Annotated in this window: 23 protein-coding genes; 13 read left to right on the top strand and 10 right to left on the bottom strand. The window is 72.4% G+C overall.

The window, feature by feature from the left end:
- Window positions 1–6 precede the first annotated feature (6 nt).
- The gene (locus tag ACZ7GX_RS20290) at window positions 7–483 is read right to left on the bottom strand and encodes a hypothetical protein (RefSeq protein ID WP_498778598.1); all 477 of its coding nucleotides are present in this window, start codon (window positions 481–483) and stop codon (window positions 7–9) included.
- A gap of 208 nt (window positions 484–691) precedes the next feature.
- Window positions 692–1,636, bottom strand: coding sequence for a prolyl aminopeptidase (gene pip, locus ACZ7GX_RS20285; protein ID WP_498778597.1), 945 nt, complete (start codon window positions 1,634–1,636; stop codon window positions 692–694).
- A gap of 43 nt (window positions 1,637–1,679) precedes the next feature.
- Here pip and ACZ7GX_RS20280 point away from each other — a divergent pair, with 43 nt between their 5' ends.
- Window positions 1,680–2,147 (top strand): MarR family winged helix-turn-helix transcriptional regulator, encoded by a 468-nt coding sequence (locus tag ACZ7GX_RS20280; RefSeq protein ID WP_498778596.1) that lies wholly within the window; start codon window positions 1,680–1,682, stop codon window positions 2,145–2,147.
- Window positions 2,148–2,257: 110 nt separating this feature from the next.
- On the opposite strand, the gene ACZ7GX_RS20275 is transcribed toward ACZ7GX_RS20280, so the two are convergent.
- The gene (locus ACZ7GX_RS20275) at window positions 2,258–3,202 is read right to left on the bottom strand and encodes a helix-turn-helix transcriptional regulator (RefSeq protein WP_498778595.1); all 945 of its coding nucleotides are present in this window, start codon (window positions 3,200–3,202) and stop codon (window positions 2,258–2,260) included.
- A gap of 94 nt (window positions 3,203–3,296) precedes the next feature.
- On the opposite strand from ACZ7GX_RS20275, the gene ACZ7GX_RS20270 reads away from it, so the two are divergent.
- Window positions 3,297–3,710, top strand: coding sequence for a VOC family protein (locus tag ACZ7GX_RS20270; RefSeq protein WP_498778594.1), 414 nt, complete (start codon window positions 3,297–3,299; stop codon window positions 3,708–3,710).
- 95 nt (window positions 3,711–3,805) lie between these two features.
- A complete protein-coding gene (locus ACZ7GX_RS20265; RefSeq protein ID WP_498778593.1) occupies window positions 3,806–5,017 on the top strand; it encodes a glycosyltransferase family 2 protein in 1,212 nt (403 codons plus the stop codon).
- A 745-nt stretch (window positions 5,018–5,762) separates the two neighbouring features.
- Here the strand turns inward: ACZ7GX_RS20265 and ACZ7GX_RS20260 are convergent.
- Both ACZ7GX_RS20260 and ACZ7GX_RS20255 read right to left on the bottom strand, forming a co-directional pair.
- A complete protein-coding gene (locus ACZ7GX_RS20260) occupies window positions 5,763–6,467 on the bottom strand; it encodes a YqeB family protein (protein ID WP_498778592.1) in 705 nt (234 codons plus the stop codon).
- The gene (locus ACZ7GX_RS20255) at window positions 6,464–7,069 is read right to left on the bottom strand and encodes a TetR/AcrR family transcriptional regulator (protein ID WP_498778591.1); all 606 of its coding nucleotides are present in this window, start codon (window positions 7,067–7,069) and stop codon (window positions 6,464–6,466) included. The genes ACZ7GX_RS20260 and ACZ7GX_RS20255 overlap by 4 nt, the downstream gene beginning before the upstream one ends.
- A 92-nt stretch (window positions 7,070–7,161) precedes the next feature.
- Between ACZ7GX_RS20255 and ACZ7GX_RS20250 the strand changes: the two genes are divergently transcribed.
- Window positions 7,162–8,133 carry a tyrosine-type recombinase/integrase gene (locus ACZ7GX_RS20250; RefSeq protein ID WP_498778590.1) on the top strand — a complete coding sequence of 324 codons (972 nt, stop codon included), beginning with the start codon at window positions 7,162–7,164 and terminating at the stop codon, window positions 8,131–8,133.
- 130 nt (window positions 8,134–8,263) lie between these two features.
- Here ACZ7GX_RS20250 and ACZ7GX_RS20245 read toward each other — a convergent pair whose 3' ends face one another.
- A complete protein-coding gene (locus tag ACZ7GX_RS20245; RefSeq protein WP_498778589.1) occupies window positions 8,264–8,899 on the bottom strand; it encodes a ricin-type beta-trefoil lectin domain protein in 636 nt (211 codons plus the stop codon).
- A 144-nt stretch (window positions 8,900–9,043) separates the two neighbouring features.
- Here ACZ7GX_RS20245 and ku (ACZ7GX_RS20240) point away from each other — a divergent pair, with 144 nt between their 5' ends.
- From ku (ACZ7GX_RS20240) to ACZ7GX_RS20210, 7 genes are all read left to right on the top strand, one after another.
- Entirely contained in the window at window positions 9,044–9,835 is a 792-nt protein-coding gene (gene ku / locus ACZ7GX_RS20240) for a non-homologous end joining protein Ku (RefSeq protein ID WP_498778588.1), read from the top strand.
- A gap of 93 nt (window positions 9,836–9,928) precedes the next feature.
- Window positions 9,929–10,810, top strand: coding sequence for a non-homologous end joining protein Ku (ku, locus tag ACZ7GX_RS20235; RefSeq protein WP_498778587.1), 882 nt, complete (start codon window positions 9,929–9,931; stop codon window positions 10,808–10,810).
- A gap of 16 nt (window positions 10,811–10,826) precedes the next feature.
- The gene (ligD, locus tag ACZ7GX_RS20230) at window positions 10,827–12,284 is read left to right on the top strand and encodes a non-homologous end-joining DNA ligase (RefSeq protein ID WP_498778586.1); all 1,458 of its coding nucleotides are present in this window, start codon (window positions 10,827–10,829) and stop codon (window positions 12,282–12,284) included.
- Entirely contained in the window at window positions 12,274–13,179 is a 906-nt protein-coding gene (gene ligD, locus ACZ7GX_RS20225) for a non-homologous end-joining DNA ligase (RefSeq protein WP_498778722.1), read from the top strand. The genes ligD (ACZ7GX_RS20230) and ligD (ACZ7GX_RS20225) overlap by 11 nt, the downstream gene beginning before the upstream one ends.
- Before the next feature lie 41 nt (window positions 13,180–13,220).
- Window positions 13,221–13,769, top strand: a complete 549-nt coding sequence (locus ACZ7GX_RS20220; protein WP_498778585.1) for a GrpB family protein — start codon at window positions 13,221–13,223, stop codon at window positions 13,767–13,769.
- A 69-nt stretch (window positions 13,770–13,838) separates the two neighbouring features.
- Entirely contained in the window at window positions 13,839–16,838 is a 3,000-nt protein-coding gene (locus tag ACZ7GX_RS20215; protein WP_498778584.1) for an ATP-binding protein, read from the top strand.
- 124 nt (window positions 16,839–16,962) lie between these two features.
- Entirely contained in the window at window positions 16,963–17,424 is a 462-nt protein-coding gene (locus ACZ7GX_RS20210; protein WP_498778583.1) for a PPOX class F420-dependent oxidoreductase, read from the top strand.
- A 172-nt stretch (window positions 17,425–17,596) separates the two neighbouring features.
- On the opposite strand, the gene ACZ7GX_RS20205 is transcribed toward ACZ7GX_RS20210, so the two are convergent.
- From ACZ7GX_RS20205 to ACZ7GX_RS20190, 4 genes are all read right to left on the bottom strand, one after another.
- Window positions 17,597–18,103 (bottom strand): GNAT family N-acetyltransferase, encoded by a 507-nt coding sequence (locus tag ACZ7GX_RS20205; protein ID WP_498778582.1) that lies wholly within the window; start codon window positions 18,101–18,103, stop codon window positions 17,597–17,599.
- Between the two features lie 8 nt (window positions 18,104–18,111).
- Window positions 18,112–18,780: a VOC family protein gene (locus ACZ7GX_RS20200; protein WP_498778581.1), complete on the bottom strand. Its 669-nt coding sequence runs from the start codon at window positions 18,778–18,780 to the stop codon at window positions 18,112–18,114.
- A 37-nt stretch (window positions 18,781–18,817) separates the two neighbouring features.
- On the bottom strand, window positions 18,818–20,869 hold the full coding sequence (locus ACZ7GX_RS20195; RefSeq protein ID WP_498778580.1) for a putative bifunctional diguanylate cyclase/phosphodiesterase: 2,052 nt from the start codon (window positions 20,867–20,869) through the stop codon (window positions 18,818–18,820).
- A 68-nt stretch (window positions 20,870–20,937) separates the two neighbouring features.
- Complete coding sequence (locus ACZ7GX_RS20190) at window positions 20,938–21,294, bottom strand: hypothetical protein (protein ID WP_498778579.1); 357 nt, start codon at window positions 21,292–21,294, stop codon at window positions 20,938–20,940.
- A gap of 67 nt (window positions 21,295–21,361) precedes the next feature.
- Here ACZ7GX_RS20190 and ACZ7GX_RS20185 point away from each other — a divergent pair, with 67 nt between their 5' ends.
- Window positions 21,362–22,138 carry a glycerophosphodiester phosphodiesterase family protein gene (locus ACZ7GX_RS20185; RefSeq protein ID WP_498778578.1) on the top strand — a complete coding sequence of 259 codons (777 nt, stop codon included), beginning with the start codon at window positions 21,362–21,364 and terminating at the stop codon, window positions 22,136–22,138.
- A gap of 88 nt (window positions 22,139–22,226) precedes the next feature.
- On the top strand, window positions 22,227–23,624 hold the full coding sequence (locus ACZ7GX_RS20180; RefSeq protein ID WP_498778577.1) for an MFS transporter: 1,398 nt from the start codon (window positions 22,227–22,229) through the stop codon (window positions 23,622–23,624).
- Window positions 23,625–23,750 lie beyond the last annotated feature (126 nt).

The raw sequence follows: 23,750 nt of genomic DNA, 5'->3' as shown, positions 1-23,750 counted from the left end.
GCGGCCCTACCGGGACGCGCGACCCGTGGCCGGGTCGGGGACCAGGCGGAACAGGTCGCGGGTCGGGTGCACGTCGACCGGGATGCCCGTCCCGACCTCGACGACCTCCTCCCCGGCGACGAGGTGGCTCGTGGTGAACGGCGACCGGCCCGGCACGGAGACCAGCATCCGGATCCTCGTGCAGCGCTCGTCCTCGCCGCACCACACCCGCTCCGCGGACGTCACCTCGCCCACGACCCGCACGCCGGCCGCGTCCAGCTCACGCCACACCCGCAGGTCCCGCGCGGTGCCCACGACGGCCACCAGCAGGACGAGCACGGTCAGAGGCGTCCAGACCAGACCGGTCACCACGACGGCCGTCCGGTCGTCGTCCGGGACGTACCCGCCGAGACCGGCCAGCAGGATCACGGGACCGGCGCACACGACCAGGAGCCCGAGCACCGTCCAGAGCGGCTGCTCGAACCAGCCCGTCGGACGGTTCACCGGACCTTCGGCCTCCGGTAAGCCACCGCCCGTCACGACGTGGCCCGGGGGAGCGCGGTACCTCGCGAAAGTCGTGACACGGCCGGAATATAACCGACCTCGTCGAGTCGTCGCGGGAGATCCGGACGGGCGGGCGCGCAACCACGCCCGCCCGTCCGGGATGGCGGACCCGGATCGGCGGCCACCCGACCGTCGACGACAAAGGCGCTCAGCGCCGCGCGAACCGGTCCGTCGCGGCCAGCACCGCGTCCGCCATCCCCGGATCAGACACCGCGTGCGACGCGCCCTGCACCACCACCAGCTCCGCGTCCGGCCACGTCCGCGCCAGCTCCCACGCCGTCCACAACGGACCCTGCAGGTCCAGCCGACCGTGCACCAGGATCGCCGGGATGCCGTGCAACCGCTCCACGTCCCGCAACACCTGCCCGTCCTCCAACCAGACCTTGTGGCTGAAGTAGTGCGCGCACAGCCGCGCGAACGCCATCCGCCACGCCGGATCCGCCATCCGCGGCCCCGGCCGGTAGTCCGGGTCCAGCGACACGATCGAGGACTCCCAGTCCGTCCAGTCCGTCGCCGCCTTCTCCCGCACCGCCGGATCCGGGTCGTTCAACAACGCGTGGTAGGCCGCCACCAGGTCCACGGCGCCCTCGCCCGCGCCGTCGCGGAACCTCGACCACTGCTCCGGGAACAACATGCCCAGCCCGTGGTAGAGCCAGTCCAGCTCGGCGTGCCGGCCCGAGGTGATCGCGACCAGCACGATGTCCGTCACCCGCTCCGGGAACAGCTGCGCGTACCGCAGGCCCAGCGTCGACCCCCACGACCCGCCGAACACCATCCACCGCTCGACGCCCAGGTGCTCGCGCAACCGCTCGATGTCGGCCACCAGGTGCGCCGTCGTGTTCACCGACAGATCCGTCGCGTACTCGCTCGCGTGCGGCCGGCTGCGCCCGCTGCCGCGCTGGTCCAGCAGCACGATCCGGTACGCCTCCGGGTCGAACTGCCGGCGCATGCCGGGGGAGCAGCCCGTGCCCGGACCGCCGTGCAGGCACACCACCGGCTTGCCCTCCGGGTTGCCGCACACCTCCCAGTACACGAGGTTGCCGTCGCCGACGTCCAACATCCCGTGCTCGTACGGCTCGATCTCCGGGTACATCCACCCCTCCTCACAAATACAACAGTGCTGTTACATTAGGCGGGTGGACCACGCACCCGCCGGCGACTACCTCGGCACCCGCCTCCGCCACCTGCTCGACCTCCTCGAAGGCGACGTCGCCCGCGTCTACACCGACCTCGGCCTACCGGGCTTCCGCCCCCGCTACACCCCGGTCATCCGCCTCGTCCACGCCAGGGGACCGCTGTCCATCCGCGACCTCGCCGACACCATCGGCGTCACCCACTCCGCCATCAGCCAGACCGTGAACCAGATGCGCCGCGACGGCCTCGTCGACCTCCACCCCGGCGACGACGCCCGCAGGCGCATCGTCCACCTCACCGACCACGCCCGCGCCATCCTCCCCACCCTCGACGCCGAGTGGCACGCCACCACCGCCGCCGCCCGCGACCTCGACGCCGACCTGCCCTACCCGCTCACCGACCTCGTCGCCGCCGCCCTGCGGGCACTGGGGGAGAAGCCGATGAGGGACCGCATCCGCGACCGGATGTGAAACCCTCGTCACCGACTCCGCCGGCCACATCGACGCCCACCGCGACCACGGCGTCGGAGCGCAGTGCAGAGCAGAGCAGACGCAGTCGGCGCGGAAGCCGGGAAGCGGCCTCACCGCACCGCGTTGGCCGCCACCAACTCCGCACCCAACCGCGCCAACTCCGCCCGCACCGGCGCCGACTCCACCACCTCCACCAACGCACCCCACCCCGCCAACACCTGCGCGATCATCAGCGCAGTAGTGGCCGACAACCGCAACCGCACCCGACCACCCACCTCCTCCACCACCTCGCAGTGCCTCCCGAACTGATCACGCAACACGTGCGCGAACCGCGACTCCACCGACACCACCGCCGACACCGACGACCGCCGCCGCTCCACCTCCGACACCACCCGCTCCCACGCCACCGACAAGTCGAACCCCTCCGGCCGCACGAACACCTCGTCCGTCACCCGCGCCGACACCACCCGATCCACCCGGAACGTCCGCTCACCCCCACCCGTGCCCGCCACCAAGTACCAAACCTCGTCCTTGTCCACCAACCCCCACGGCTCCACCACCCGCTCCGACCGCACCCGCCCACGCCCCTCGTACACCAACACCACCCGCCGACGCCCCACCACCGCCTCCTGCAACACACCCACCAACCCCGGCCGCTCCCGACCCACACCACCCCACCCCGCCGCATCCACCACCACCGCGTCCGCCGCCGCCCGAGCGCCCTCCCGGAACGTCTCCGGCAACGCCCGCACCAACTTCCGCAACGCCGCCCGCACCTCAGGCGACCCCGACGCCGCAGGCCCCACCAACAAGAACAACGCCCGCGCCTCCGACGACGTCAACCCGCTCAGGTCCGTCCGCGCACGCCCCACCAACCGCCAACCACCACCACGCCCCGGCTGCGGGTACACCGGCACACCCGCCGACGACAACGCCTCCAGGTCCCGACGCGCCGTCGCCACCGACACCTCCAACTCACCCGCCAACTCCGCCGCCGTCACCTGCCCCCGCGCCTGCATCAACAACAGGACGGCCACCAACCGGTCCGCACGCATGAACCCAGTCTCGCCCACAAAGTGCTCACTCCGTGAGCACTTTGACCGCCAAAGTAGGGGACAAGCGACAACCACCGACCGAACAGGAACCACCATGCTCCGCGGACTCACCACCACCAGCTTCTTCGCCGACGACCTCGACGCCGCCGCCACCTGGTACACCCGACTCTTCGGCATCGAGCCCTACTTCACCGTCCCCGGCGGCTACGTCGAGTTCCGCATCGGCGACTACGAACACGAGTTCGGCATCGTCAAGAGTGACTACGCACCCCACGACACCCACACCGGCCCCGCCGGCGCCATCACCTACTGGGCCGTCGACGACCTCCACGCCACCCTCGACCGCCTCACCGAACTCGGCGCCACACCCCACGACGCACCCAAGGTCCGCGGCGAGGGCTACGTCACCGCCAGCGTCGTCGACCCCTTCGGCAACGTCCTCGGCATCATGGCCAACGCCCACTACCACGACATCCTCGACCGCCTGACCACCACCCGAACCGCCTGAACCGACACCGAAGCCAGGGGGCTGTATCGGTTCCGCGAACCCGATACAGTCCGCTCCTTCCCAGCGCCCGCACCACCGCGCCCCAAGGAGCCCGGATGCCGCCGCGGATCTCCGTCGTGATCCCCACCTACAACCGCGCCGAACTCCTCCGCCGCACCCTCGACAGCCTCACCGACCAAACCCTCCCACCCGACGACTACGAGGTCATCGTCGCCGACGACGGCTCACACGACCACACCGCCGACGTCGTCACCACCTTCCACGACCGCCTCCACCTGCACTACCACCACCAACCCGACCTCGGCCGCCGCGTCGCCCACGCCCGCAACGCCGGCGCACGCCACGCCACCGCACCCGTCCTCGCCTTCATCGACTGCGGCACCCTCGCCGGACCCGACCTCACCCGCGCCCACGCCGACGCCCACACCGCCCACCCCACCCTCAACCTCGGCTACGTCCACGGCTACCGCCCCTGGGACCCCACACCCGGCCTCGCCGAAGCGATCACCACCGGAACCCCGAAGCAGGTCCACCACGACTTCAAGGACCACCCCGGCTTCCGCGACATCCGCCACGAACCCCTCGCCGCCGTCGACTTCCAGCCCGACCGCCTCGCCTTCCCCTGGCTCTACGCCTGGGGCATGAACCTCTCCGTGCGCACCACCGACTTCCACGCCGTCGGCGGCTTCGACGAACGCTTCGTCACCTGGGGCACCGAAGACATCGAACTCGGCTACCGCCTGCACCGACACGGCCTCGCCACCCACTTCGACCTCACCGCCTGGGCCGTCGAACCACCCCACGAACGCGACACGGGGGAGATGCTCGCCAGCGCCAAGCGCACCATGCGCCAGTTCCTCGACAAGACCCACGAACCCGGCGTCGAACTCGTCTGGGCCTCCCTGGAACGCGACGACCCGCTCATCGCCGAAGCCGAGCACCGCACCCTCACCACGTGGACCGACCGGGCACGCGACCTCGACGTTCGAACAGAGATCGAACAACACACCGCCGACGCCGGGGGACCGGTGTGCGTCGTCGGCTGCGGCGACGACATCCCGGAGAACCTGCCCGAGGGCAGCGTCCTGATCGACTTCGACGCCGAGCTCCTGGCGAAGGCCGGCGGCGCGCACGCCCGCCACCACGCCATCGGCCTGCAGATCCCGCTGCCGGACGACGCGGTGCAGCGCGTCGTGGTCACGTCACGGCTCGACGGCATGTGGCGCACGTGGGGCGACGTCATCACCGCGGAGGCGAAGCGGGTGGGCAGGGAAGCGCCCCGGACGCTCCCCGAACGTTCTACTTAACATAATGTAGATTATCGGCGTTACGGACAGGCTGGTCGGCAGGGGTCGCGGACGCCACGGACCGCAGGCCCGGCCACACCGGTGCGACACGACGTCCGCACGTTGCGTCGCGCGCTCGACACCTCGCGACCCGCCGCCGTGCGTTCACGCCGTCGGCAGCGCGGCCGGTGCGGCCCGGCCGCCCTGGGGCACGGGCGGAGCCCCCGGGTCGGGAAGGTCGAGACAGCGCCGAGCCGTCGGAACTCCGATACGGCACCGTAGAAACGTCACAGTGACGGATCATGGGTGGTGTCAGCGGATGTCGGACCGACGGACGTGCCGGGCCCGCGTCGGCAGTTGATCATCGAGGCGGGCCACCGGAGCCCTCGGCGCGAACCCCGCGGCCCGCCCGCCAGGCATCCCTTGGGCACGACGTCACGTTCGCGCGTGTCGCACGCAAAATCCGTGTTCCAGGGGCCGGATCGGCCGCCGGCAAAGCGTTCGAGAGGGGCATCCCCCGATCGGAGCCCGAGCCCCTTCCGGACCCGCTTTTGATGGATAATCCCCATTATCCATGAGTTGATCTTGATTGCGGGGGACCAGCGCGGGGGCGAACGTCGACGCCCCGTCTCGTCAGGAACCAGGACTCCCCGCTCACCGGGCGAGCCGAGCCCGCGGCCTCAGGACGTCGGCAGCCTCGGACCCGTCGTAACGCCCACGCGCGGGTAGCCCGCTCCCCCGTGCGAGACGGCGTAATCCTCCCCTGTCACGACTCTCGCGCAGTCCGGCGGTACTGCTGCGTGCCGTTCCGGTCCCGGACGGCGATCCCCTTCGCGCGGAGCTCGTCGAGTGCTTCCGCCGCCGCGCCGGGTTTCTTGTCGGCGAGGGCGCGGTGGCGGGTGCGGAGCAGGGTGTGGGTGGCGGGGTCGAGGTCGGGTGTGCCGTCGATCCAGCGGGTGAAGTCGGCTTCGTGCGGGTCGGTGGTCCCCCGCCACGGGTAGTCGAACCGCTCGAACGCCTCGCGCAGTCCCCTGGTGGGCAGGTCGGTGGCCTGGACGCGGGCGATTTCGCCGCCGTCGTGGTCCAGGACGACGAGGTCTCGGCCGTCGGTGAAGACGGCGTTCGTCCGGTCGCGGCGCAGGTGCAGTGCGGTGTCGTCGTGGTGCACGGCGATGTGGTCGCGGTGCACGGTCACGACGGGGCTTTCCCGGCGGGCGGTGGCGGCGAGCCAGGTCCCGGTGGCGGCGCCGAGGAGGGTGAGCACGGGTACGGCCCAGGTGGTGGGCAGTTGTGCGGCGATCCGGAGCGGGGCGGGGGCCGAGCCGGTGAGGTCGAGCAGCCAGTTCGCCAGTGGCGGGGTGCCGAAGGCGGCGGCGCAGCCGAGTGCGGCTCCGCCGAGTCGGAGGAGCCAGAGCCAGGTGGTGGGCATCCGGACGGTGGCGGTGTGGTGGTCGGTGGTGGTCCCCGTCATGTGTCCTCCGGGTGCTGTGGTGGTGGTGCGAGGTAGTGGGTGACGGTGCGGCGGAGTGCGGGGCGGGGGTCGTGGGCGGGGTCGGCGTTGAGGAAGACGGCGTCGACGACGGCCAGGAGCCAGCGGGCGGTGTGGTCGGGGTCGAGGGTGGGGTCGACGGTGCCGTCCTGGATGCCGCGGGTGATCAGGTGTGCGAGTCCGTCGTGGAGGATGCGGGCGTTGCGGGCGACGATGTCGACGAGTTCGGGGTCGCGGCCGGCTTGGCGCAGGAGTTCGACGAGCAGGCCGGGTGCGGTGGGGTCCTGGGCGTCGGCGGCGAGTTCGGTGACGAGTTCGGTGATGGCGGTGGCGGGGTGTGGTGTGTCGGTGTGGCGGGCGACGAGGTTCTCGGAGCGGGGCAGGTCGCGTTCGAAGACGGAGCGGAAGACGGCCTGTTTGTCGGGGAAGTAGTAGAAGACGCCGGCGGGGCTGAGTCCGGCGGCGCGGGCGATCTGGGCGACGGTGGTCTGGTCGAAGCCGTGGGCTGCGAAGAGTCGGGCGGCGGCGAGGGTGATGGCTTGTCGGCGTTGTGCGACCTGCCGGGTGTCGACGGTGCGTGCCACGGCGCGCCCTTTCTTTGACTGATCGTTCAGTCGAACTATACCGCGGCGCCGGTGGCCGGGTTTTGTCGGTGGTGTTTGGTAGGAAGATCGACATGCTGGTGCTTGCCGCTCAGGAGTCGTTCTTCCTCGCTCGTCGGCCGCGGAAGGATTCGCCGCACACGACGGCGGCGTACCGGCGTGACCTGGCGGGTGTGACGGCGTTGTTGTCGGAGGTGACGGGTACTCCCCCGGAGTCGCTGGTGATGTCGGAGTTGACGACGCGGAACCTGCGTGCGGCGTTCGGGGTGTTCGCGGACTCGCACGCGAAGTCGTCGGTGTTGCGGGCGTGGTCGACGTGGAACCAGTTCTTGACGTTCTGCGTGGCGGAGGAGTTGGTGGCGGGCAATCCGATGGGTGCGGTGGCGCGGCCGAAGACCCCTCCCCTGGTGCCGAAGCCGTTGCGGGGTGAGGACACGCCGGAGCGGTTGTTGGCGGCCGCGGCGGAGGGTGCTCGTCAGGGTCGTGATCCGTGGCCGGAGCGGGATGTGCTGGTGTTGGCGTTGGGGTTGGTGGCGGGGTTGCGGTCGGCGGAGATGCGGACGTTGACGCACGGGTCGGTGGTGGGTCGGCCGGGTGAGCGGCGGTTGCACGTGGCGGGTAAGGGCAATCGGGACCGGTCGGTGCCGATCGAGCCGGCGATGGACCGGATCATCGAGCAGTACGTGGAGTCGTGTCGGCGGCGTTTTCCGCAGGGGCGGTTCGACCGGGGGTCGGCGTTGTTGCGTGATCGGCATGGTGAGCCGATCGGGCGGGGTGGGTTGGAGTACTTGGTGCGGTCGTGCTTCCGGTGGGCGGGGTTGCACGACCGGGTGCCGTCGGGGGCGAACCTGCACGCGTTGCGGCACACGTTCGCGACGCGGTTGGCGGAGGACGGTGCGACGGCGTCGGAGATCATGGCGTTGTTGGGGCACGCGTCGTTGGCGACGTCGCAGAACTACATCGAGGCGACGGCGCGGGAGCGGCGGGCGGCGGTGGCGGGCAATCGGACGTACGCGTCGTTGGCGCGGTTGCCGCGCGCGGAGTAGGTGTTCGAGCCGGGTGGGGCCGTCGGGTCGACCGTCGCGAGTGCTCGGCGGCGTCCGCTCTCCACGCCCGGATCGCTGGGAGGTGGAAGGCGGAACCGCCCGCGTTCGAGGCGGGGTTCAGGGCCTCGTTCTAGCCGAAGTAGCGCCAGGCGCGGATGTTCGCGACGTTGTTGAGGTTGCCGGGGTCGCACCACTCCAGGACGAGCGGGTAGTGGTCGCCCGGCACATCGGTTCCCCACGGGACGAGGCATCCACCGAAAGCCCTGTTCCACAGCATCACCCAGCCGTTCTTGCCCCTTGCGTCCCAGCGGCTTTCGACTCCGGTGCAGTCGCCCAGGTCGATCCAGCCCGCGGAACGAGCGACGAGGCAGTTGCCGGACGCGGCGTGTTCCAGCTGGAGGTTGTCCATTCCGCTGGTGTAGTACCAGAGCTGGTTGTCGACGTCTTCGTGGCCGCACCGGTGGAGGTAGGGTTCGGCCCCGTCACCGTCGAGGCACCAGCCGGGGTTTCCGACGTTCTCGTAGTGCGTGTACCCGGAGGCGGCGGACGCCGGCGTGAGGCCTGCTGTCGTCGTCAGCGCTGCGGCCAGGACCGCGGTGACCACCAGCCGCCCGAGTTTTCCGATTCGCGACATTCTGATCATCCGCTTCTCCGTTCCTCCAGCGGCGACGGGTCGGCGCGTCCGCCCGGTCAGCTCCCCCACAAGTGCATCGGGCCAGGTTTTCAGCCTGACTTTGGGTGTGGAAGTGGTGACTGGGCGTGCCACCCTGACAGCTCAGTCGCTGGTCGGGGCCGTGTGGGTGACGTCGGTCGGGTCCGGGTGGGGCCGTCGTGCTCGGGAACGCGCTGCGGGGTAGTCCGTGCGGGTGACTTGGGTGAGTCGATGTTCGCACAGGTGTACGCAGGGGTTATGAGGGCTGTGTGGCGTGGTTCGGTGTCGTTCGGGTTGGTGGTGTTCCCGGTGCGGTTGTTCGGGGCGACGCGGGAGCGTGGTGTGCGGTTCCACGAGGTGCACCGGCTGGACGGTGGGCGGGTGCGGCATCGGCGGGTGTGTTCGGTGTGCGGTGCGGGGGTGGAGTTGTCGGAGGTGGCGAAGGGGTTCGTGTTGCCGGATGGTCGGTTGGTGATGGTGGAGGCGGAGGATCTGGCGGGGTTGTCGGCGGGGGTGGAGCCGACGATCGAGGTGGTGCAGTTCGTGGGTGTGGACGAGGTGGATCCGGTGTTGTGGGGTCGGTCGTACTTCGTGGAGCCGGAACGGGTGGCGGTGGGGTCGTACGTGGTGTTGCGGGATGTGTTGGTGCGGTTGTCGCGGGTGGCGGTGGTGCGGGCGGGGTTGAGGGGTCGGGAGGTGTTGGGGGTGGTGCGGCCTCGGGGTGGGGGTTTGGTGTTGCAGACGTTGGTGTGGCCGGGTCAGGTGCGGGAGCCGGGTTCCGATTTCTCGGGTGTGGTGTCGGGTGGTGCGGAGTTGGCGGTGGCGGAGGCGTTGGTGGAGTCGATGACGGCGCCGTTCGACGGGTCGGTGTTCTCCGACGGGTACGGGGAGCGGTTGGAGGGGTTGATCGAGGCGAAGTCGGCGGGTGCGGCGGAGGTGCCGGTGGCGCGGGGGCCGGAGGAGACGGGTGGTGGGGTGGATCTGTTGGGTGCGTTGCGGCGGAGCGTGGAGCGGGTGCGGTCGGGGCGGTCGCGGCGTGAGGGTGGTTGAGGGTTGCGGTGTTGGGCGGCGGGCCCGGTGTTTGTTAGCCCGTTCGAGTGACGCCCTGGTGCGGATCGCGCTGTTCGCGGGTAGTCACGTGGCATGAGGTCCGTGTGGCGTGGGGCGATTTCGTTCGGGTTGGTGACGATCGGTGTCCGGTTGTACACGGCCACGGAGGAGCACGACGTCCGGTTCCACCAGGTGCACCGTGAGGACGGTGGGCGGATCCGGTACAAGCGGGTGTGCCAGGTGTGCGGTGAGGAGGTCCCCTACGCCGACATCGCGAAGGGGTACGAGCTGGACGACGGCCGGGTCGTGGTGATGGACGCGGAGGACTTCGACAAGTTGCCGGTGAACACCGATCGGGCGATCGAGGTGTTGGAGTTCGTGCCGGTGGAGGAAGTGGATCCGATCTACTTCCAGAAGTCGTACTACCTGGAGCCGGACAAGGCGGCGACGCGTCCTTACGTGTTGTTGCGGACGGCTTTGGAGCGCAGTGGGCAGCTCGCGGTGGTGAAGATCGCGATTCGTCAGCGGGAGACGTTGGCGTTGTTGCGGGCGCGGGACGACTTGTTGGTGATGCACACGATGTTGTGGCCGGACGAGGTGCGGAAGCCGGATTTCGAGTTCCTGGACGCGGACGTGGAGGTGCGGCCGCAGGAGTTGAAGATGGCGTCGTCGTTGGTGGAGAGCATGGCGGGGTCGTTCGATCCGGGTGAGTTCTCGGACGACTACACGGTGGCGATGCAGAAGGTGATCGAGGCGAAGGCGGAGGGTGCGGAGTTGCCGGAGCGGCCGGAGGTGGAGGAGGCCGGTGAGGTGATCGACCTGATGACGGCGTTGGAGCGGAGTGTGGAGCAGGCGAAGTCGGCGCGGGGTGGGCGGTCGGCGGCGCGGAAGCCGGCGGCGAAGAAGTCCGCGTCGGGTTCGGGGTCGGGGTCGTCGCGGAAGGCTCCGGCGAAGAAGAAGGCGAAGCCCGCCTGAGGGCGTGGCGGCGGGGATGGGTGGGGATCTTTCGGAGTACCGGCGCAAGCGGGATCCGGGGCGGACGCCGGAGCCGGTGCCCGGTGACGATCCGGTGGTGCCGCGTGGTGGTGACGACACGTTCGTGATCCAGGAGCACCACGCGTCGCGGTTGCACTGGGACGTGCGGTTGGAGCGGGGCGGGGTGTTGGTGTCGTGGGCGGTGCCGAAGGGGTTGCCGCCGGAGCCGGGGACGATCCGGTTGGCGGTGCGGACCGAGGATCACCCGTTGGAGTACGCGTCGTTCTCGGGGGTGATCCCGAAGGGCGAGTACGGCGCGGGTGAGATGGTGATCTGGGACCGGGGTCGGTACGAGACGGTGAAGTGGTCCGACCGCGAGGTGGACGTGGTGTTGCACGGTTCGCGGGTGGAGGGCGAGTTCGTGTTCTTCCGCCGTGGGTCGACCGGCGGGGCGGGCAAGGACTGGATGGTGCGGCGGCGGCACGGGGCGGTGCGTGCGGACTGGGTGCCGTTGCCGGAGTCGTTGTCGCCCATGTTGGCGACGCCCGCGGCGGAGTTGCCGGGGCCGGCGGCGAAGTGGGCGTTCGAGTTCAAGTGGGACGGGGTGCGGGCGATCGCCCGGGTGGAGGGTGGTCGGGTGCGGTTGACGAGCCGGTTGGGCAACGACGTGACGGGGACGTACCCGGAGTTGCAGGGGTTGGGTGCGCAGCTGGGTGTGACGCAGGTGTTGTTGGACGGGGAGATCGTGGCGTTGGAGGGTGGGCGGCCGAGTTTCGGGGCGTTGCAGCAGCGGATGCACGCCTCGGCGGCGCAGGCGCGGCGGTTGGTGGCGGGGACGCCGGTGACGTTCCTGGTGTTCGACGTGTTGCACCTGGACGGCTCCCCCACGGTGGAGTTGCCGTATGCGCGGCGGCGTGAGCTGTTGGAGGGGTTGGGGTTGACGGGTGCTCATTGGTTGACGCCGAAGGCGTTCCCGGGTCAGGGGGCGGCGGTGTTGGCGGCGAGCCGGGAGCAGGGGTTGGAGGGGGTGGTGGCGAAGCGGCTGGATTCGCGGTACGTGCCGGGTCGGCGTTCGCCGCAGTGGGTGAAGGTGACGGCGGTGACGACGCAGGAGGTGGTGATCGGGGGGTGGCGGCCGGGTGAGGGCAAGCGCAAGGGGGTGGTGGGTTCGTTGTTGCTCGGGATCCCGGACGGTGAGGGCGGGTTGGTGTTCGCGGGGTCGGTGGGCACGGGGTTCGACCAGGCGGAGTTGGAGCGGTTGACGGCCCGGTTGTCGGAGTCGGGGGCGGCGGGGTCGCCGTTCACGTCGGAGGTGCCGCGGGAGCGGGCGCGGGGTGCGCGGTGGGTGCGTCCGGAGTTGGTGGGCGAGGTGGCGTACCGGCAGTGGACGGCGGACGGCCGGTTGCGGTTCCCGACGTGGCGGGGGTTGCGGCCGGATCGGGCGCCCGGGGAGGTGCGGCGTGGTGACGGGTGAGGCGTTGGTGCGGGTGGAGGGTCGTCGGTTGAAGCTGACGAACCTGGACAAGGTGCTGTACCCGGAGGTGGGGTTCACCAAGGCTGAGGTGATCGACTACTACACGCGGATCGCGCCGGTGTTGTTGCCGCACGTGGCTGGTCGGCCGATGACGGTGCGGCGGTACCCGGACGGGGTGGACGGGAAGTCGTTCTTCGAGAAGAACGTGCCGTCGCACGCGCCGGAGTGGGTGCGGACGGTGCGGGTGGAGACGCCGGGGTCGTCGCGGGGCGCGGAGTACGCGGACTTCGTGGTGGTGGACGACCTGGCGACGGTGGTGTGGTTGGCGAACCTGGCGGCGTTGGAGTTGCACGTGCCGCAGTGGACGGTGGGAGCGCGGGGTGGGCGGCACTCCCCCGACCTGCTGGTGTTCGACCTGGATCCGGGTGAGCCGGCGACGGTGGTGGAGTGCTGCCGGGTGGCGTGCCGGGTGCGGGAGGTGTTGGAGGGCGACGGGTTGGCGCCGGTGGTGAAGACGTCGGGGTCGAAGGGGTTGCAGGTGTACGCGGCGGTGTCGGTGTCGTCGGCGGAGCGGACGTCGGAGTACGCGAAGGGGGTGGCGCAGCGGTTGGCGGGCGAGTGGCCGGAGGAGGTGGTGTGGCGGATGGCGAAGGCGCAGCGGACGGGGAAGGTGTTGATCGACTGGTCGCAGAACAACCCGGCGAAGACGACGGTGGCGCCGTACTCGTTGCGCGCCCGGTCGCGGCCGTCGGTGTCGGCGCCGGTGTCGTGGGACGAGGTGGAGGCGTGCCGGGTGGTGGAGGACCTGGTGTTCCTGGCCGACGAGGTGCGGGAGCGGGTGGACGCGGGGGGTGACCTGTTCGTGGCGGGCGAGCCGTCGCCTCTGCCACGGTGACCGGGTTGTCGTGGTCGGCTGATCGGGAGGAGGGGTTGGTCGTGGGGTCGTCGGAGGAGCGGATCAGGGCGGCACACGTGGGTGCGGCGCCGAGGTTGGCGGGCCGGGTGGTGTTGGTGGAGCACGATCCGGCGTGGGCGGGGCTGTACGAGCGTGAGGCGGCGCGGATCCGGGGCGCGTTGGGTGACCTGGTGCTGGGGTTGGAGCACGTGGGGTCGACGTCGGTGCCGGGGTTGGCGGCGAAGCCGATCGTGGACGTGGTGCTGGCGGTGGCGGATTCGGCGGATGAGCCGTCGTACGTGCCGGCGTTGGAGGCGGCGGGGTACGTGCTGCGGATCCGGGAGCCGGAGTGGTTCGAGCACCGGATGTTCAAGGGACCGGACACGGACGTGAACCTGCACGTGTTCACGGCGGGTGAGCCGGAGGTGGCGCGGATGGTGGCGTTCCGGGACCGGTTGCGGGTGTCGGAGGCGGATCGGGTGTTGTACGAGCGGACGAAGCGGGAGCTCGCGGCGCGGGAGTGGACGTACCTGCAGCAGTACGCGGACGCGAAGGCGGGGGTGGTGGCCGACATCCTGGGCCGCGCCTGACCGCCGCTCCCCCGGTCCGGTGGCGGGGTTCCGGTCCGGTGCGGGTTCGGGGTGCGGGAGGATTCGCGGGTGCGGTTCGGGGTGTTGGGTCCGATGGTGGTGCGGCGTGCGGACGGGACGGAGGTCCGGGTCGGTGGGCCGCGGTTGCGGGCGTTGTTGGCGGTGTTGCTGGTGGACGCGGGCCGGGTGGTGGGTGTCGACCGGGTGAGCGAGGCCCTGTACGGGCCGTGTCCGCCGGCGGGGGCGGGCAACGCGATCCAGTCGCAGGTGTCGCGGCTGCGGTCGGTGCTCGACGTGGAGGTGGAGCGGTCGGCGGCCGGGTACCGGCTGGTGGTGGATCCGGGCGAGGTGGACGCGCTGCGGTTCGAGGACCTGGTGGCGCGGGGGTTGCCGGGTGAGGCGCTGGCGTTGTGGCGTGGTCCGGCGTTGCGGGACGTGGGTGACGCGCCGTTCGCGGCGGTGTGCGCGGCGCGGTGGGAGGAGCTGCGGCTGCGGGCGGTGGAGGACCACGAGGGCGTGTCGGTGGGGTTGGTGCGGGAGTTGGTGGCGGCGCACCCGACGCGGGAGCGGTTGGTGGCGCGGTTGGTGCGGGTGCTGCACCGGGAGGGGCGGCAGGCGGAGGCGTTGGGGGTGTTCGAGCGGACGCGCCGGTTGTTGGCCGAGGAGTTGGGCGCGGACCCCTCCCCCGGGCTGGTGGCGGCGCACGGCGAGGTGCTGCGGGGTGAGGGGCCGGTGGCGCGGCGGGTGCTGCCGGCGCAGTTGACGAGTTTCGTGGGCCGTGAGGAGGAGGTGCGGCTGGTCGGGGCGGCGTTGGGGTCGTCGCGGTTGGTGACGTTGACCGGTCCGGGTGGTGCGGGCAAGACGCGGTTGGCGGTGGAGGCGGCGGCCCGGGAGCGGGGTGAGGTGTTCTTCGTGGACCTGGCGCCGTTGGCGGTGGGCGGGGACGTGCCGCGGGCGGTGGTGTCGGCGTTGGGGTTGCGGGAGGACGGGATGCGGCCGGTGACCGCGCCGGTGGAGCGGTTGGTGGCGGCGTTGCGGGACCGGCCGGTGCTGGTGGTGTTGGACAACTGCGAGCACGTGGTGGACGACGCGGCGGCGTTGGCGGCGGGGTTGTTGGCGCGGTGCGCGGGGTTGCGGGTGTTGGCGACGTCGCGGGAGGCGTTGGGGGTGACCGGGGAGGTGGTGCGGCCGGTGCCGCCGTTGGAGTCGGGCGGGGCGGGGTCGGCGGCGGTGCGGTTGTTCGCGGATCGGGCGGTGGCGGTGAACCCGTCGTTCCGGCTCGACCCGGGGACGGCGGAGCTGGTGGTCCGGATCTGCCGGGCGTTGGACGGGTTGCCGTTGGCGATCGAGCTGGCGGCGGCGCGGGTGCGGTCGTTGCCGGTGGCGGAGGTCGCGGCGCGGTTGGGTGACCGGTTCCGGTTGTTGTCGCGGGGCAGTCGGGCGGCGGTGGCGCGGCATCGGACGCTGCACGCGGTGGTGGAGTGGAGTTGGGGGTTGTTGGACGACGAGGAGCGGGTGGTGGCGCGGCGGTTGACGGTGTTCCGGGGCGGGGCGACGTTGGGCGCCGCGGCGGCGGTGTGCGGGGTGGCGGGCGTGGACGAGGTGTTGCCGTCGTTGGCGGACAAGTCGTTGGTGGAGGTGTCCGGGGACCGGTATCGGATGTCGGAGACGATCCGGGCGTTCTGCGCGGCCCGGTTGGCGGAGTCGGGTGAGGAGCCGGGGCTGTTGCGGGCGCACGCGGAGCACTTCGCGGGGGTGGCGGCCGAGGCGGCGCCGCACCTGTACGGGGCGGCGCAGTTGGTGTGGTTGGGGCGGTTGGCGGCGGAGCACGAGAACCTGACGGCGGCGGTGCGGTGGGCGGCGGCGTGCGATCACGGGCTGGCGTTGCGGTTGGCGGCGGACCTGGGGTGGCCGTGGTGGTTGCGGGGGTTGCGCGCGGAGGGCGCGTCGTTGGCGGCGGAGGTGGTGCGGGCGGTGGGGCCGACGCCGCCGCCCGGGTTGGCCGAGGAGTACCTGTTGTGCCTGGTGAACGCGTCGTCGACGGGTGCGGCGGGGTTGCCGGGGTCGCCGTCGCCGCGGGATCCGTCGCCGGCGGGGCTGCCCGGTCCGCCGGCGCGGCCGTACCTGACGGTGTTGTGGGGCATGGCGCACGGGGTGCCGAAGCTGGACCTGGCGGAGATGGAGGCGTTGCGGGACCGGCTGCTGGGGTCGGATCCGTGGAGTCGGGCGTTGGGCCGGTTGGGGTCGGGGATGGGGCTGCAGTACTCGGGGCGGCTGCGGGAGGCGTGGGAGGAGCACGCGGCGGCGTTGACGGGGTTCCGGGCGGTGGGTGAGCGGTGGGGCATGGCGCTGGCGTTGGCGCAGCTGGCCGAGTTGGCGCGGGCGGGTGGCCGGTTGGCGGAGGCGATGGGGTTCCTGGACGAGGCGTTGGCGTTGTCGCGGTCGTTCGGGGCGACCGAGCACACGGCGAGCCTGCTGTGCCGCCGGTCGGAGTGGGCGTGTCAGTCCGGTGACCTGGACGGCGCGGTGGCCGACGTGGAGGAGGCGGCGGTGCTGGCGCGCTCGCAGGGCACGGTGGAGACGTTGGCGCAGGCGTGGCTGGGTGCGGCGGAGGTGGCACGGCGTCGCGGTGACCTGGAGGGTGCGCGGCGGTGGTGCGAGGAGGCGTTGCGGGTGTGCCCGCGGGGCTGGTTCGGGCCGGAGGAGGTGCGGGCGTCGATCCTGGTCGCGGTGGGGCGGGTGGAGTCGGCGTGCGGTGACCGCGAGGCGGCGGTGCGGGCGTGGGCGTCGGCGGCGGTGTCGGCGCGGGAGTGGGGCAACCAGGTGGTGTTGGCGCGGGTGGTGGAGGCGCACGCGGCGTCGGCGGTGGCCGACGGCGACGGGGTGCGGGCGGCGCTGCTGGCGGGGGTGGCGCGGGGGTTGCGCGGCGAGGTGGCGGTGGTGGACCCGGAGGTGCTCGCGATGGAGGCGGCGGCGCGGGCCCTGGTCGGTGACGGGGTGTTCGCGGAGGTGTCGGCGCGGGGCGCCGGGTCGGGGCCGGACGAGGTGGCCGCCCTGCTCGACGCGTGACGTCGCCCCGACCGGCCCGGGCTGGTCGGGGCGGGGAAAGTCGGGCAGGCCCGGGGCGTGGCGGGTGGTGCCCGTCGGGTGTGGCGGGGCGTGCGGTCGGGCGTCGTCTCCTAGGCTGGTGGGCATGCCGAGAATCGCCACCGCCGACTCCGTGTCCCGTGACGAGTTGGTCGCGTTCCTGCGGCCACGCCACCGCGCCCTGCTGGTCACCGCGCGCGCCGACGGGCGTCCGCAGGTGTCGCCGGTGACGTGCGGGGTGGACGAGGAGGGGCGGGTGGTGGTGTCGACGTATCCGCAGCGGGCGAAGTCGCGCAACGCCCGGCGGGACGAGCGGGTCACGGTGTGCGTGCTGTCCGACGACTGGGACGGCCCCTACGTCCAGGTGGACGGTCGAGCCGAGGTGCTGGACCTGCCGGAGGCGTTGGAGCCGCTGGTGGACTACTACCGGTGCATCGCGGGCGAGCACCCGGACTGGGACGAGTACCGGGACGCGATGCGCCGGCAGGGCAAGTCGCTGATCCGCGTCACGATCGACCGGTGGGGTCCGATCGCGACCGGCGGGTTCCCGCCCGACCTGGCCGGCTGACCACTCCCCTCCGCGCCACTCCCCCACGCACCGCTCGTCTTTGCGCCGCTCCCCCCGGCGAGCCCGATCACCGCGAGCCGGACCCGGTTGCCGAACGCCGGGCCTCCACGCCCCGATCACTGAGTGCCGGGACGACTGGGCGCCCGGATCCCCATGTGTCCGGATCCCCGGGTCACCGCAGGGGGCGGGCCCGCCACACCACGGCGAGCGCGGGGCCCCCGCCGGGGCCCGGTTCGACCCGCTGCACGGTGAAGCCCTCGCGCTCGTAGAACGCGGCCGCGCGTGCGTTGGCCGCGTAGTGCTCGATCCACAACCGGTCGGCGTCGGCGGGCAGCCGTCGGGTCAGCGCGTCGAGCAGCGCGGGCCCCAGGCCGTGGCCGCGGTGGCCGGGGTGGACGTAGAGCTTGTAGACGACGTGGTCGGCGCCCAGGCGGCCGCGCTGCCCGACGCCGACCAGCTGTCCGTCGATCTCGGCGACGACGAGCAGCCCGTCGGCCGCGGCGGCGGCGAGCCGCGCCTCGTCCCACCACCGGCGGACCTGGTCGGCGGCGGCTTCGGCGCCGATCAGCGGGGTGTAGTGGGCGGGGACGTGCTCCTCGCCGAACCGGCGGACGGCGGCGGCGTCGTCGGGCCCGGCGTCCCGCACGACCGGCCCGGTCCCCGCGTGTTCCTCGCCCATCGCGGTCTTCAGGCGTGGGCCTGGTGGGCGACGCTCCAGGCGCCGCCCCAGCCGGCCGGGTTCTCCAGCAGCGCGAACACCGTGCCGGCGGGGTCGGCGACGGCCGCGACGACACCGGTGGGGACCTCGCGGGGGCCGACGAGGACGGCGCCGCCCATGTCGGTGGCCTCGGCGAGGGCGGCGGTGACGTCGGGGACGGCGAAGTAGCAGGTCCAGCCGCCCTGGGCGGTGAGGCGGCCGGCGACGGGGCGGCGGTCGTCGGCGACGGTGGCGTCGTAGAGGGTGAACTCGCCGTCGGGGTCGCGGACCTGCCAGCCCAGGGCACCGGCCCAGTGGTCGTCGTCGGCGGCGTCGCCCATGAGTTCCACCCAGCACGGTTCGCCGGGGCGTGGTTGCGGCGCCCACGGGCCGTGCAGGACGCGGCCGGTGTCGACGGCGGCGCCGACGCCCAGGTCACGGGGTGGGGTGCCGGCGAACACGACGCGCCAGGCTGGGTCGCCGGGGTGCACGCGGGCGGCCAGGCGGTCGCCGACCCAGCCGGTGAACGCGCCGTCGGGTTCGGCGATGAGCACCCAGCCGAGCAGGTGGGCGTAGAACTCGGCGATCGGTTCGGGGCGGGTGGTGCTCAGCTCGACGCGGCGGACACCGCGTGCGGGGCTGTCGGGGGTACCGGGCACGGCGGTGGCTTCCCATCGGGGGGCGGGGCGGCGGTGATCAGGAACGCGCCCCATCCTCCGCACCGGCCATGCGTGGCGACAATGCTCCGTTCGGCGGCTGCGACTGGGCCGAGAGGACCCGGTCGAGCGGCTGGGGGCGGCCGAGGTGGAAGCCCTGGCCGCTCTGCACGCCCAGCCGGACGAGGGCGTCGACCTGGGCGGGGCGCTCGACCCACTCGGCGACGGCGGTCAGGCCCAGGCCCTGGGCGATCTGCACGATCCCGGCGACGAGCACGGCGTCGGTGGAGCGTTCGTCGATGCCGCGCACGAACTCGCCGTCGATCTTGATGCCGGTGATGGGCAGGTGCTTGAGGTGGACGAACGAGCCGAACCCGGAGCCGAAGTCGTCGAGGATGATGCGGCAGCCGAACGCGCGCAGCTGCAGCGACAGGGCGCGGGCGGCGTCGAGGTTGGTCACCGCGGCGGTCTCGGTGATCTCCAGGCCCAGCCGGCCGGGCGCGACGCCCGCGGTGGCGAGCCGGTCGAGCACGAACCCGCCGAAGTCCTCGTCCTCCAGGGTGCGGCCGGAGATGTTGACGTTGAACCGCAGCCGCGGGTCGGGGTGGCCGACGAGGGCGTCGATCGCGGTGGACAGCACCCACCGGTCGATGTCCAGCACGAGGTCGGAGCGTTCGGCCTCGGGCAGGAACTCCGCCGGCCCCAGGTAGGGGTCCTGGCCGTCCTCCAGCCGCAGCAGCAGCTCGTGGCCGAGGGTGGTGCCGGTGGCCAGCTGCACCATGGGCATGGCGTGCAGGGCCAGGCCGCCGCCGTCGAGCGCGGCGCGCAGCCGGTCCAGCACGGAGACGCGTTTCGCGGTGTCGGCGTAGTGGCCGGGCTCGTAGACGGTGACGCGGTTGCGGCCGGCGGCCTTGGAGGCGTAGAGGGCGAGGTCGGCGTTGGCGAGGACGAGCTCCCACGTGTCGCCGGGCCCGTACTCGGCGACGCCGGTGGACACGGTGATGCTGCGGGCGGCGCCGACGAGCGGCAACGCCGCTACGGCATCGCGCAACCCCTCGGCGACCCGGGCGGCGTCGGCGGGGGTCGCGCCGGGCAGCACGACGGCGAACTCGTCGCCGCCGAGCCGGCCGATCAGCTGCGACGGCGACAGCCGTGACCGCAGCGTCGAGGCCAGCGCTTTCATCAGCCGGTCGCCGACGGCGTGGCCGCGCAGGTCGTTGACGTCCTTGAAGTTGTCCAGGTCCAGCAGCAGCATCGCGCCGGGGCCGCCGCCGGCGAGCTGCCGTTCCAGCTCGCGGGTGACCGCGCGCCGGTTCGCCAGCCCGGTGAGCGGGTCCTGCTCGGCCAGCGCCAGCAGCTCGTCGTGCACGCGGCGGGCGCGGGTGATGTCGTGGGCGGTGCCCAGCACCCGCAGCGGCGAGCCGTCCTCGTCGGTGACGACCTCGCCGAAGCACTCGAACCACCGCTCGGTGCGGTCCCGGCCCAGCAGCATGCGGTGGGTGTAGGAGAACCCGGCGCCCGACCGCATGGCCTCCTCGAGGGTGGCCTGGATCATCGACAGGTCCTCGGGGTGCACCACGGCGGCGTAGCCGTCGAAGTCCAGCTCGGTGTCGGGGCCGAACCCGAACATCTCCAGCAGCGTGTCCGACCACACCACGCGGTCCTCGGCGATGTGCCACTCCCACGTGCCCATGCGGCCCAGCACCTGCGCGCGGCGCAGCGCGTCGGCCTCGTGGGTGGCCTCGAGCTCCCGGTCGCGCCACGCGGTGACGTCCACCACCCGGTACAGCAGCCGATCCTCGGCGTCGGACCCGGTGGCGGCGTCGGGGAGGGTCTGGCAGGTGACCTCCAGCCAGCGGTGCCCCTTGCGGTAGGCGCTGGGGGTGAGCAGCGCCAGCCCGGCCCGGGGCCGTTCGGGCGCGCCGGGCAGCAGCGCGGGCAGCGACCGGCCGACCACGTGGTCCACCGGCACGCCCAGGATCTCCGCCAGCGCGGGGTTCACCCAGGCCAGCGTGCCGTTCGCGTCCGTCACACCGAAACCGACGTCGGCCCGGTCGAGCACCTCGCGGTGCAACGCGCCGTTGCCGTTCACGCGCTCCTCCTCGCCCACCCGCGGGCCATGATGGTCGAGACCACGCGCGGGGGGCAAGCCGACGACCTTCAGCGCAACCGCTCCAGACCACGCGCGGTGTCCACCAGTTCCCCCGCCAACCGCCGCAGCTCGGTGCCGTCGGCGCCGTCCGCGGCGGCGGTGGCGACGTCCTCCGCGGCGCACCGCAGCTGGAACAGCCGGTCCTGCAGGTCGGCCAGCTCCCCCGCGGACAGCACCACGGCGTCCTCGGGCAGCCCGCCCCGCTGCACGGCGGCGCGGCGTTCGTAGGCGCGCTGCCGGCACGGCTGCGCGCAGTACCGGCGCGGCCGCCCGATCCGGCCGCTGTCGGGCAGACGGCGTCCGCACCAGGCGCAGTGCCTGGCTTCCTCACGGCGTGCCGCGACGGGCTCGGTCACCAGCTCCATGGCGGGCGACGGTATCCGGCTACCCACCGGTCACCGCCGCGCCACGCCGCCAGGGCAGACTCCGGGTGTGACCGCGAAGCACCCGTACCTGTCCGGACCGCACCCCCGCGCGTTCGCGCACCGGGGCTGGCACCTCGACGAGCTGTCGGGGATGGAGAACTCGCTGGCCGCGTTCCGCCGCGCGCACCAGGAGGGCTACCGGTACCTGGAGACCGACGTGCACGCCACCTCCGACGGGGTGGTGGTGGTCCACCACGACGCGACCCTGGACCGCACCACGGACGCGACCGGGCCGGTGGCCGCGCAGCCGTGGTCGGCGGTGCGGCGCGCCAACGTGGGCGGCCGCGAGCCGATCACCAGGCTGGAGGACCTGCTGGAGGACCTGCCGCAGGCGTGGGTGAACATCGACGTCAAGGCGGACTCCGCGGTGGTGCCGGTGCTGGAGGTGCTGCGCCGCACCGGCTCGCTGCACCGGGTGTGCCTGGCGTCGTTCTCGGAGAAGCGGCTGGCCCGGCTGCGGCGCCTGGGCGGCCCGGGGTTGCTGACGTCGATGGGGCCGCGGTCGGCGGGCGCGCTGTGGGCGGCCGGGCGGATGCCGCTGGTGGGGCTGCCGGTGCGGGGCATGGTCGCGCAGGTGCCGGTGAACCAGGGCCGGCTGGTGGTGGTGGACGGCCGGTTCGTGGCCGCCGCGCACCGCCGCGGTCTGGAGGTGCACGTGTGGACCGTCGACGACGAGCCGGAGATGCGGCGGCTGCTGGACCTGGGCGTGGACGGGCTGGTCACCGACCGGCCCGACCGGCTGCGCGACGTGCTGGTCGACCGGCGGGCCTGGGCGGGCGGCTGACCCGCCGCGTGGCGGGCGGGCGGACGGTTGGCAACAGCTTGGTGGTGATCACCACCAGTGGATGGCGGGCGATATACAGTCCGCCCCCATGAGCGTGGCCGACAGCACCGCACCCGCCGTGGACCGCAAGCGGGAACAGCGCGGGTGGACCTGGTACGACTGGGCGAACTCGGTGTTCCCCACCTCGGTGGTCACCGTGTTCCTCTCCGGCTACCTCACCGCGGTGGCCAAGGAGGCCGCGGTCGCCGACACCGCCCGCAACGGCCCGAACCCGTGCGCGGACGGGTCGCTCAAGCAGTGCGACATCTCCCTGTTCGGCGCCTACTTCCCCGCCGGGTCGCTGTGGGGCTACCTGCTGTCCATCGCCACCCTCGTGCAGGTCGTGGTGCTGCCGGTGATGGGCGCGATCGCCGACCGCACCCAGAACAAGCGCCGCATGCTCGGCGGGTTGGCGTTCACCGGCTCCGTCGCCACCGTCGCGCTGGCCGCGGTCGGCGGCGACGACTGGCACCTCGGCGTCGTGCTGTTCGTCCTGGGCAACATCTGCTACGGCGCGTCGGTCGTCGTGTACTACGCGTTCCTGCCGGAGATCGCGACCCCCGACGAGCGCGACGCGGTGTCCACCCGAGGCTGGGCGTTCGGCTACCTCGGCGGCGGGTTGGCGTTGGCGGTGCAGCTGGCGCTGTTCATCGGCCACGACGCGATCGGGTTGAGCGAGGGCGCGGCGGTGCGGGTCGGGTTCGTGTTCTCCGGCCTGTGGTGGGCGGGGTTCACGCTCATCCCGCTGGCGCGGCTCAAGCGGCACCAGCCGCCCCACGGCTCGGAGTCGGGCGCGTCGGTGATCACCGCCGGGTTCGCCGAGCTGCGCCAGACGATCCGGCAGGCCCGGCTGTTCCCGTTGACGCTGGCGTTCCTGGGCACCTACCTCATCTACACCGACGGCATCGCCACCGTCGCGAACGTGTCGGCCCAGTACGGGCGCGACGAGCTGCTGCTGGACGAGACGGTGCTGATCACCACGATCCTGATCGTGCAGTTCGTCGCGTTCCTGGGCGGCATGCTGCACGGGCGGGTGGCGAAGTCGTGGGGCGCGAAGCGCACCATCATGGTCAGCCTGTGCGTGTGGATCGTGGTGGTCGGGGCGGCGTTCTTCGTGCAAGCCGGGCAGCAGGTGCAGTTCTACGGGCTCGCGGTGGGCATCGGGCTGGTGCTGGGCGGCACGAACGCGTTGTCGCGGTCGCTGTTCAGCCAGATGATCCCGCCCGGCCGCGAGGCCCAGTACTTCTCGCTCTACGAGGTCGGCGAGCGGTCCACGTCGTGGCTGGGGCCGATGGTGTTCGCCGGTGTCGGCCAGGCCACCGGGTCGTTCCGGCTGGCGATCATCTCGCTGGTGATCTTCTTCGTGGCCGGGTTCGTGCTCATGATCTTCGTGCCGGTGCGCAAGGCGATCGCCGCGTCCGGCAACCCGGTGCCCGCCAAGGTGTGACCCGGCGTGGGGGGCAGGGGGGGGGGGGGGGGGGAGGGGGGGGGGGGGGGGGGGGGGAGGGAGCTAGAGGGGGGGGAAAGAGAGCAGGGGGAGCAAAGAAGAAAAAACAAAAACACCAAGGCGGAG

The organism is Actinosynnema sp. NPDC037264 (assembly GCF_055603705.1).
Note: the sequence above shows the minus strand (reverse complement) of the source record. Positions and strands in the feature narration are given on the sequence as shown.

What these genes read in the sequence shown, in the direction of transcription:
- ACZ7GX_RS20190 (WP_498778579.1), bottom strand. Translation starts at nt 21,294, where the DNA reads ATGGAGCTGGTGACCGAGCCCGTCGCGGCACGCCGTGAGGAAGCCAGG.
- ACZ7GX_RS20265 (WP_498778593.1), top strand. Translation starts at nt 3,806, where the DNA reads ATGCCGCCGCGGATCTCCGTCGTGATCCCCACCTACAACCGCGCCGAA.
- pip (WP_498778597.1), bottom strand. Translation starts at nt 1,636, where the DNA reads ATGTACCCGGAGATCGAGCCGTACGAGCACGGGATGTTGGACGTCGGC.
- ACZ7GX_RS20210 (WP_498778583.1), top strand. Translation starts at nt 16,963, where the DNA reads ATGCCGAGAATCGCCACCGCCGACTCCGTGTCCCGTGACGAGTTGGTC.
- ligD (WP_498778586.1), top strand. Translation starts at nt 10,827, where the DNA reads ATGGGTGGGGATCTTTCGGAGTACCGGCGCAAGCGGGATCCGGGGCGG.
- ku (WP_498778588.1), top strand. Translation starts at nt 9,044, where the DNA reads ATGAGGGCTGTGTGGCGTGGTTCGGTGTCGTTCGGGTTGGTGGTGTTC.
- ACZ7GX_RS20275 (WP_498778595.1), bottom strand. Translation starts at nt 3,202, where the DNA reads ATGCGTGCGGACCGGTTGGTGGCCGTCCTGTTGTTGATGCAGGCGCGG.
- ACZ7GX_RS20260 (WP_498778592.1), bottom strand. Translation starts at nt 6,467, where the DNA reads ATGACGGGGACCACCACCGACCACCACACCGCCACCGTCCGGATGCCC.
- ACZ7GX_RS20180 (WP_498778577.1), top strand. Translation starts at nt 22,227, where the DNA reads ATGAGCGTGGCCGACAGCACCGCACCCGCCGTGGACCGCAAGCGGGAA.
- ku (WP_498778587.1), top strand. Translation starts at nt 9,929, where the DNA reads ATGAGGTCCGTGTGGCGTGGGGCGATTTCGTTCGGGTTGGTGACGATC.
- ACZ7GX_RS20205 (WP_498778582.1), bottom strand. Translation starts at nt 18,103, where the DNA reads ATGGGCGAGGAACACGCGGGGACCGGGCCGGTCGTGCGGGACGCCGGG.
- ACZ7GX_RS20250 (WP_498778590.1), top strand. Translation starts at nt 7,162, where the DNA reads ATGCTGGTGCTTGCCGCTCAGGAGTCGTTCTTCCTCGCTCGTCGGCCG.
- ACZ7GX_RS20270 (WP_498778594.1), top strand. Translation starts at nt 3,297, where the DNA reads ATGCTCCGCGGACTCACCACCACCAGCTTCTTCGCCGACGACCTCGAC.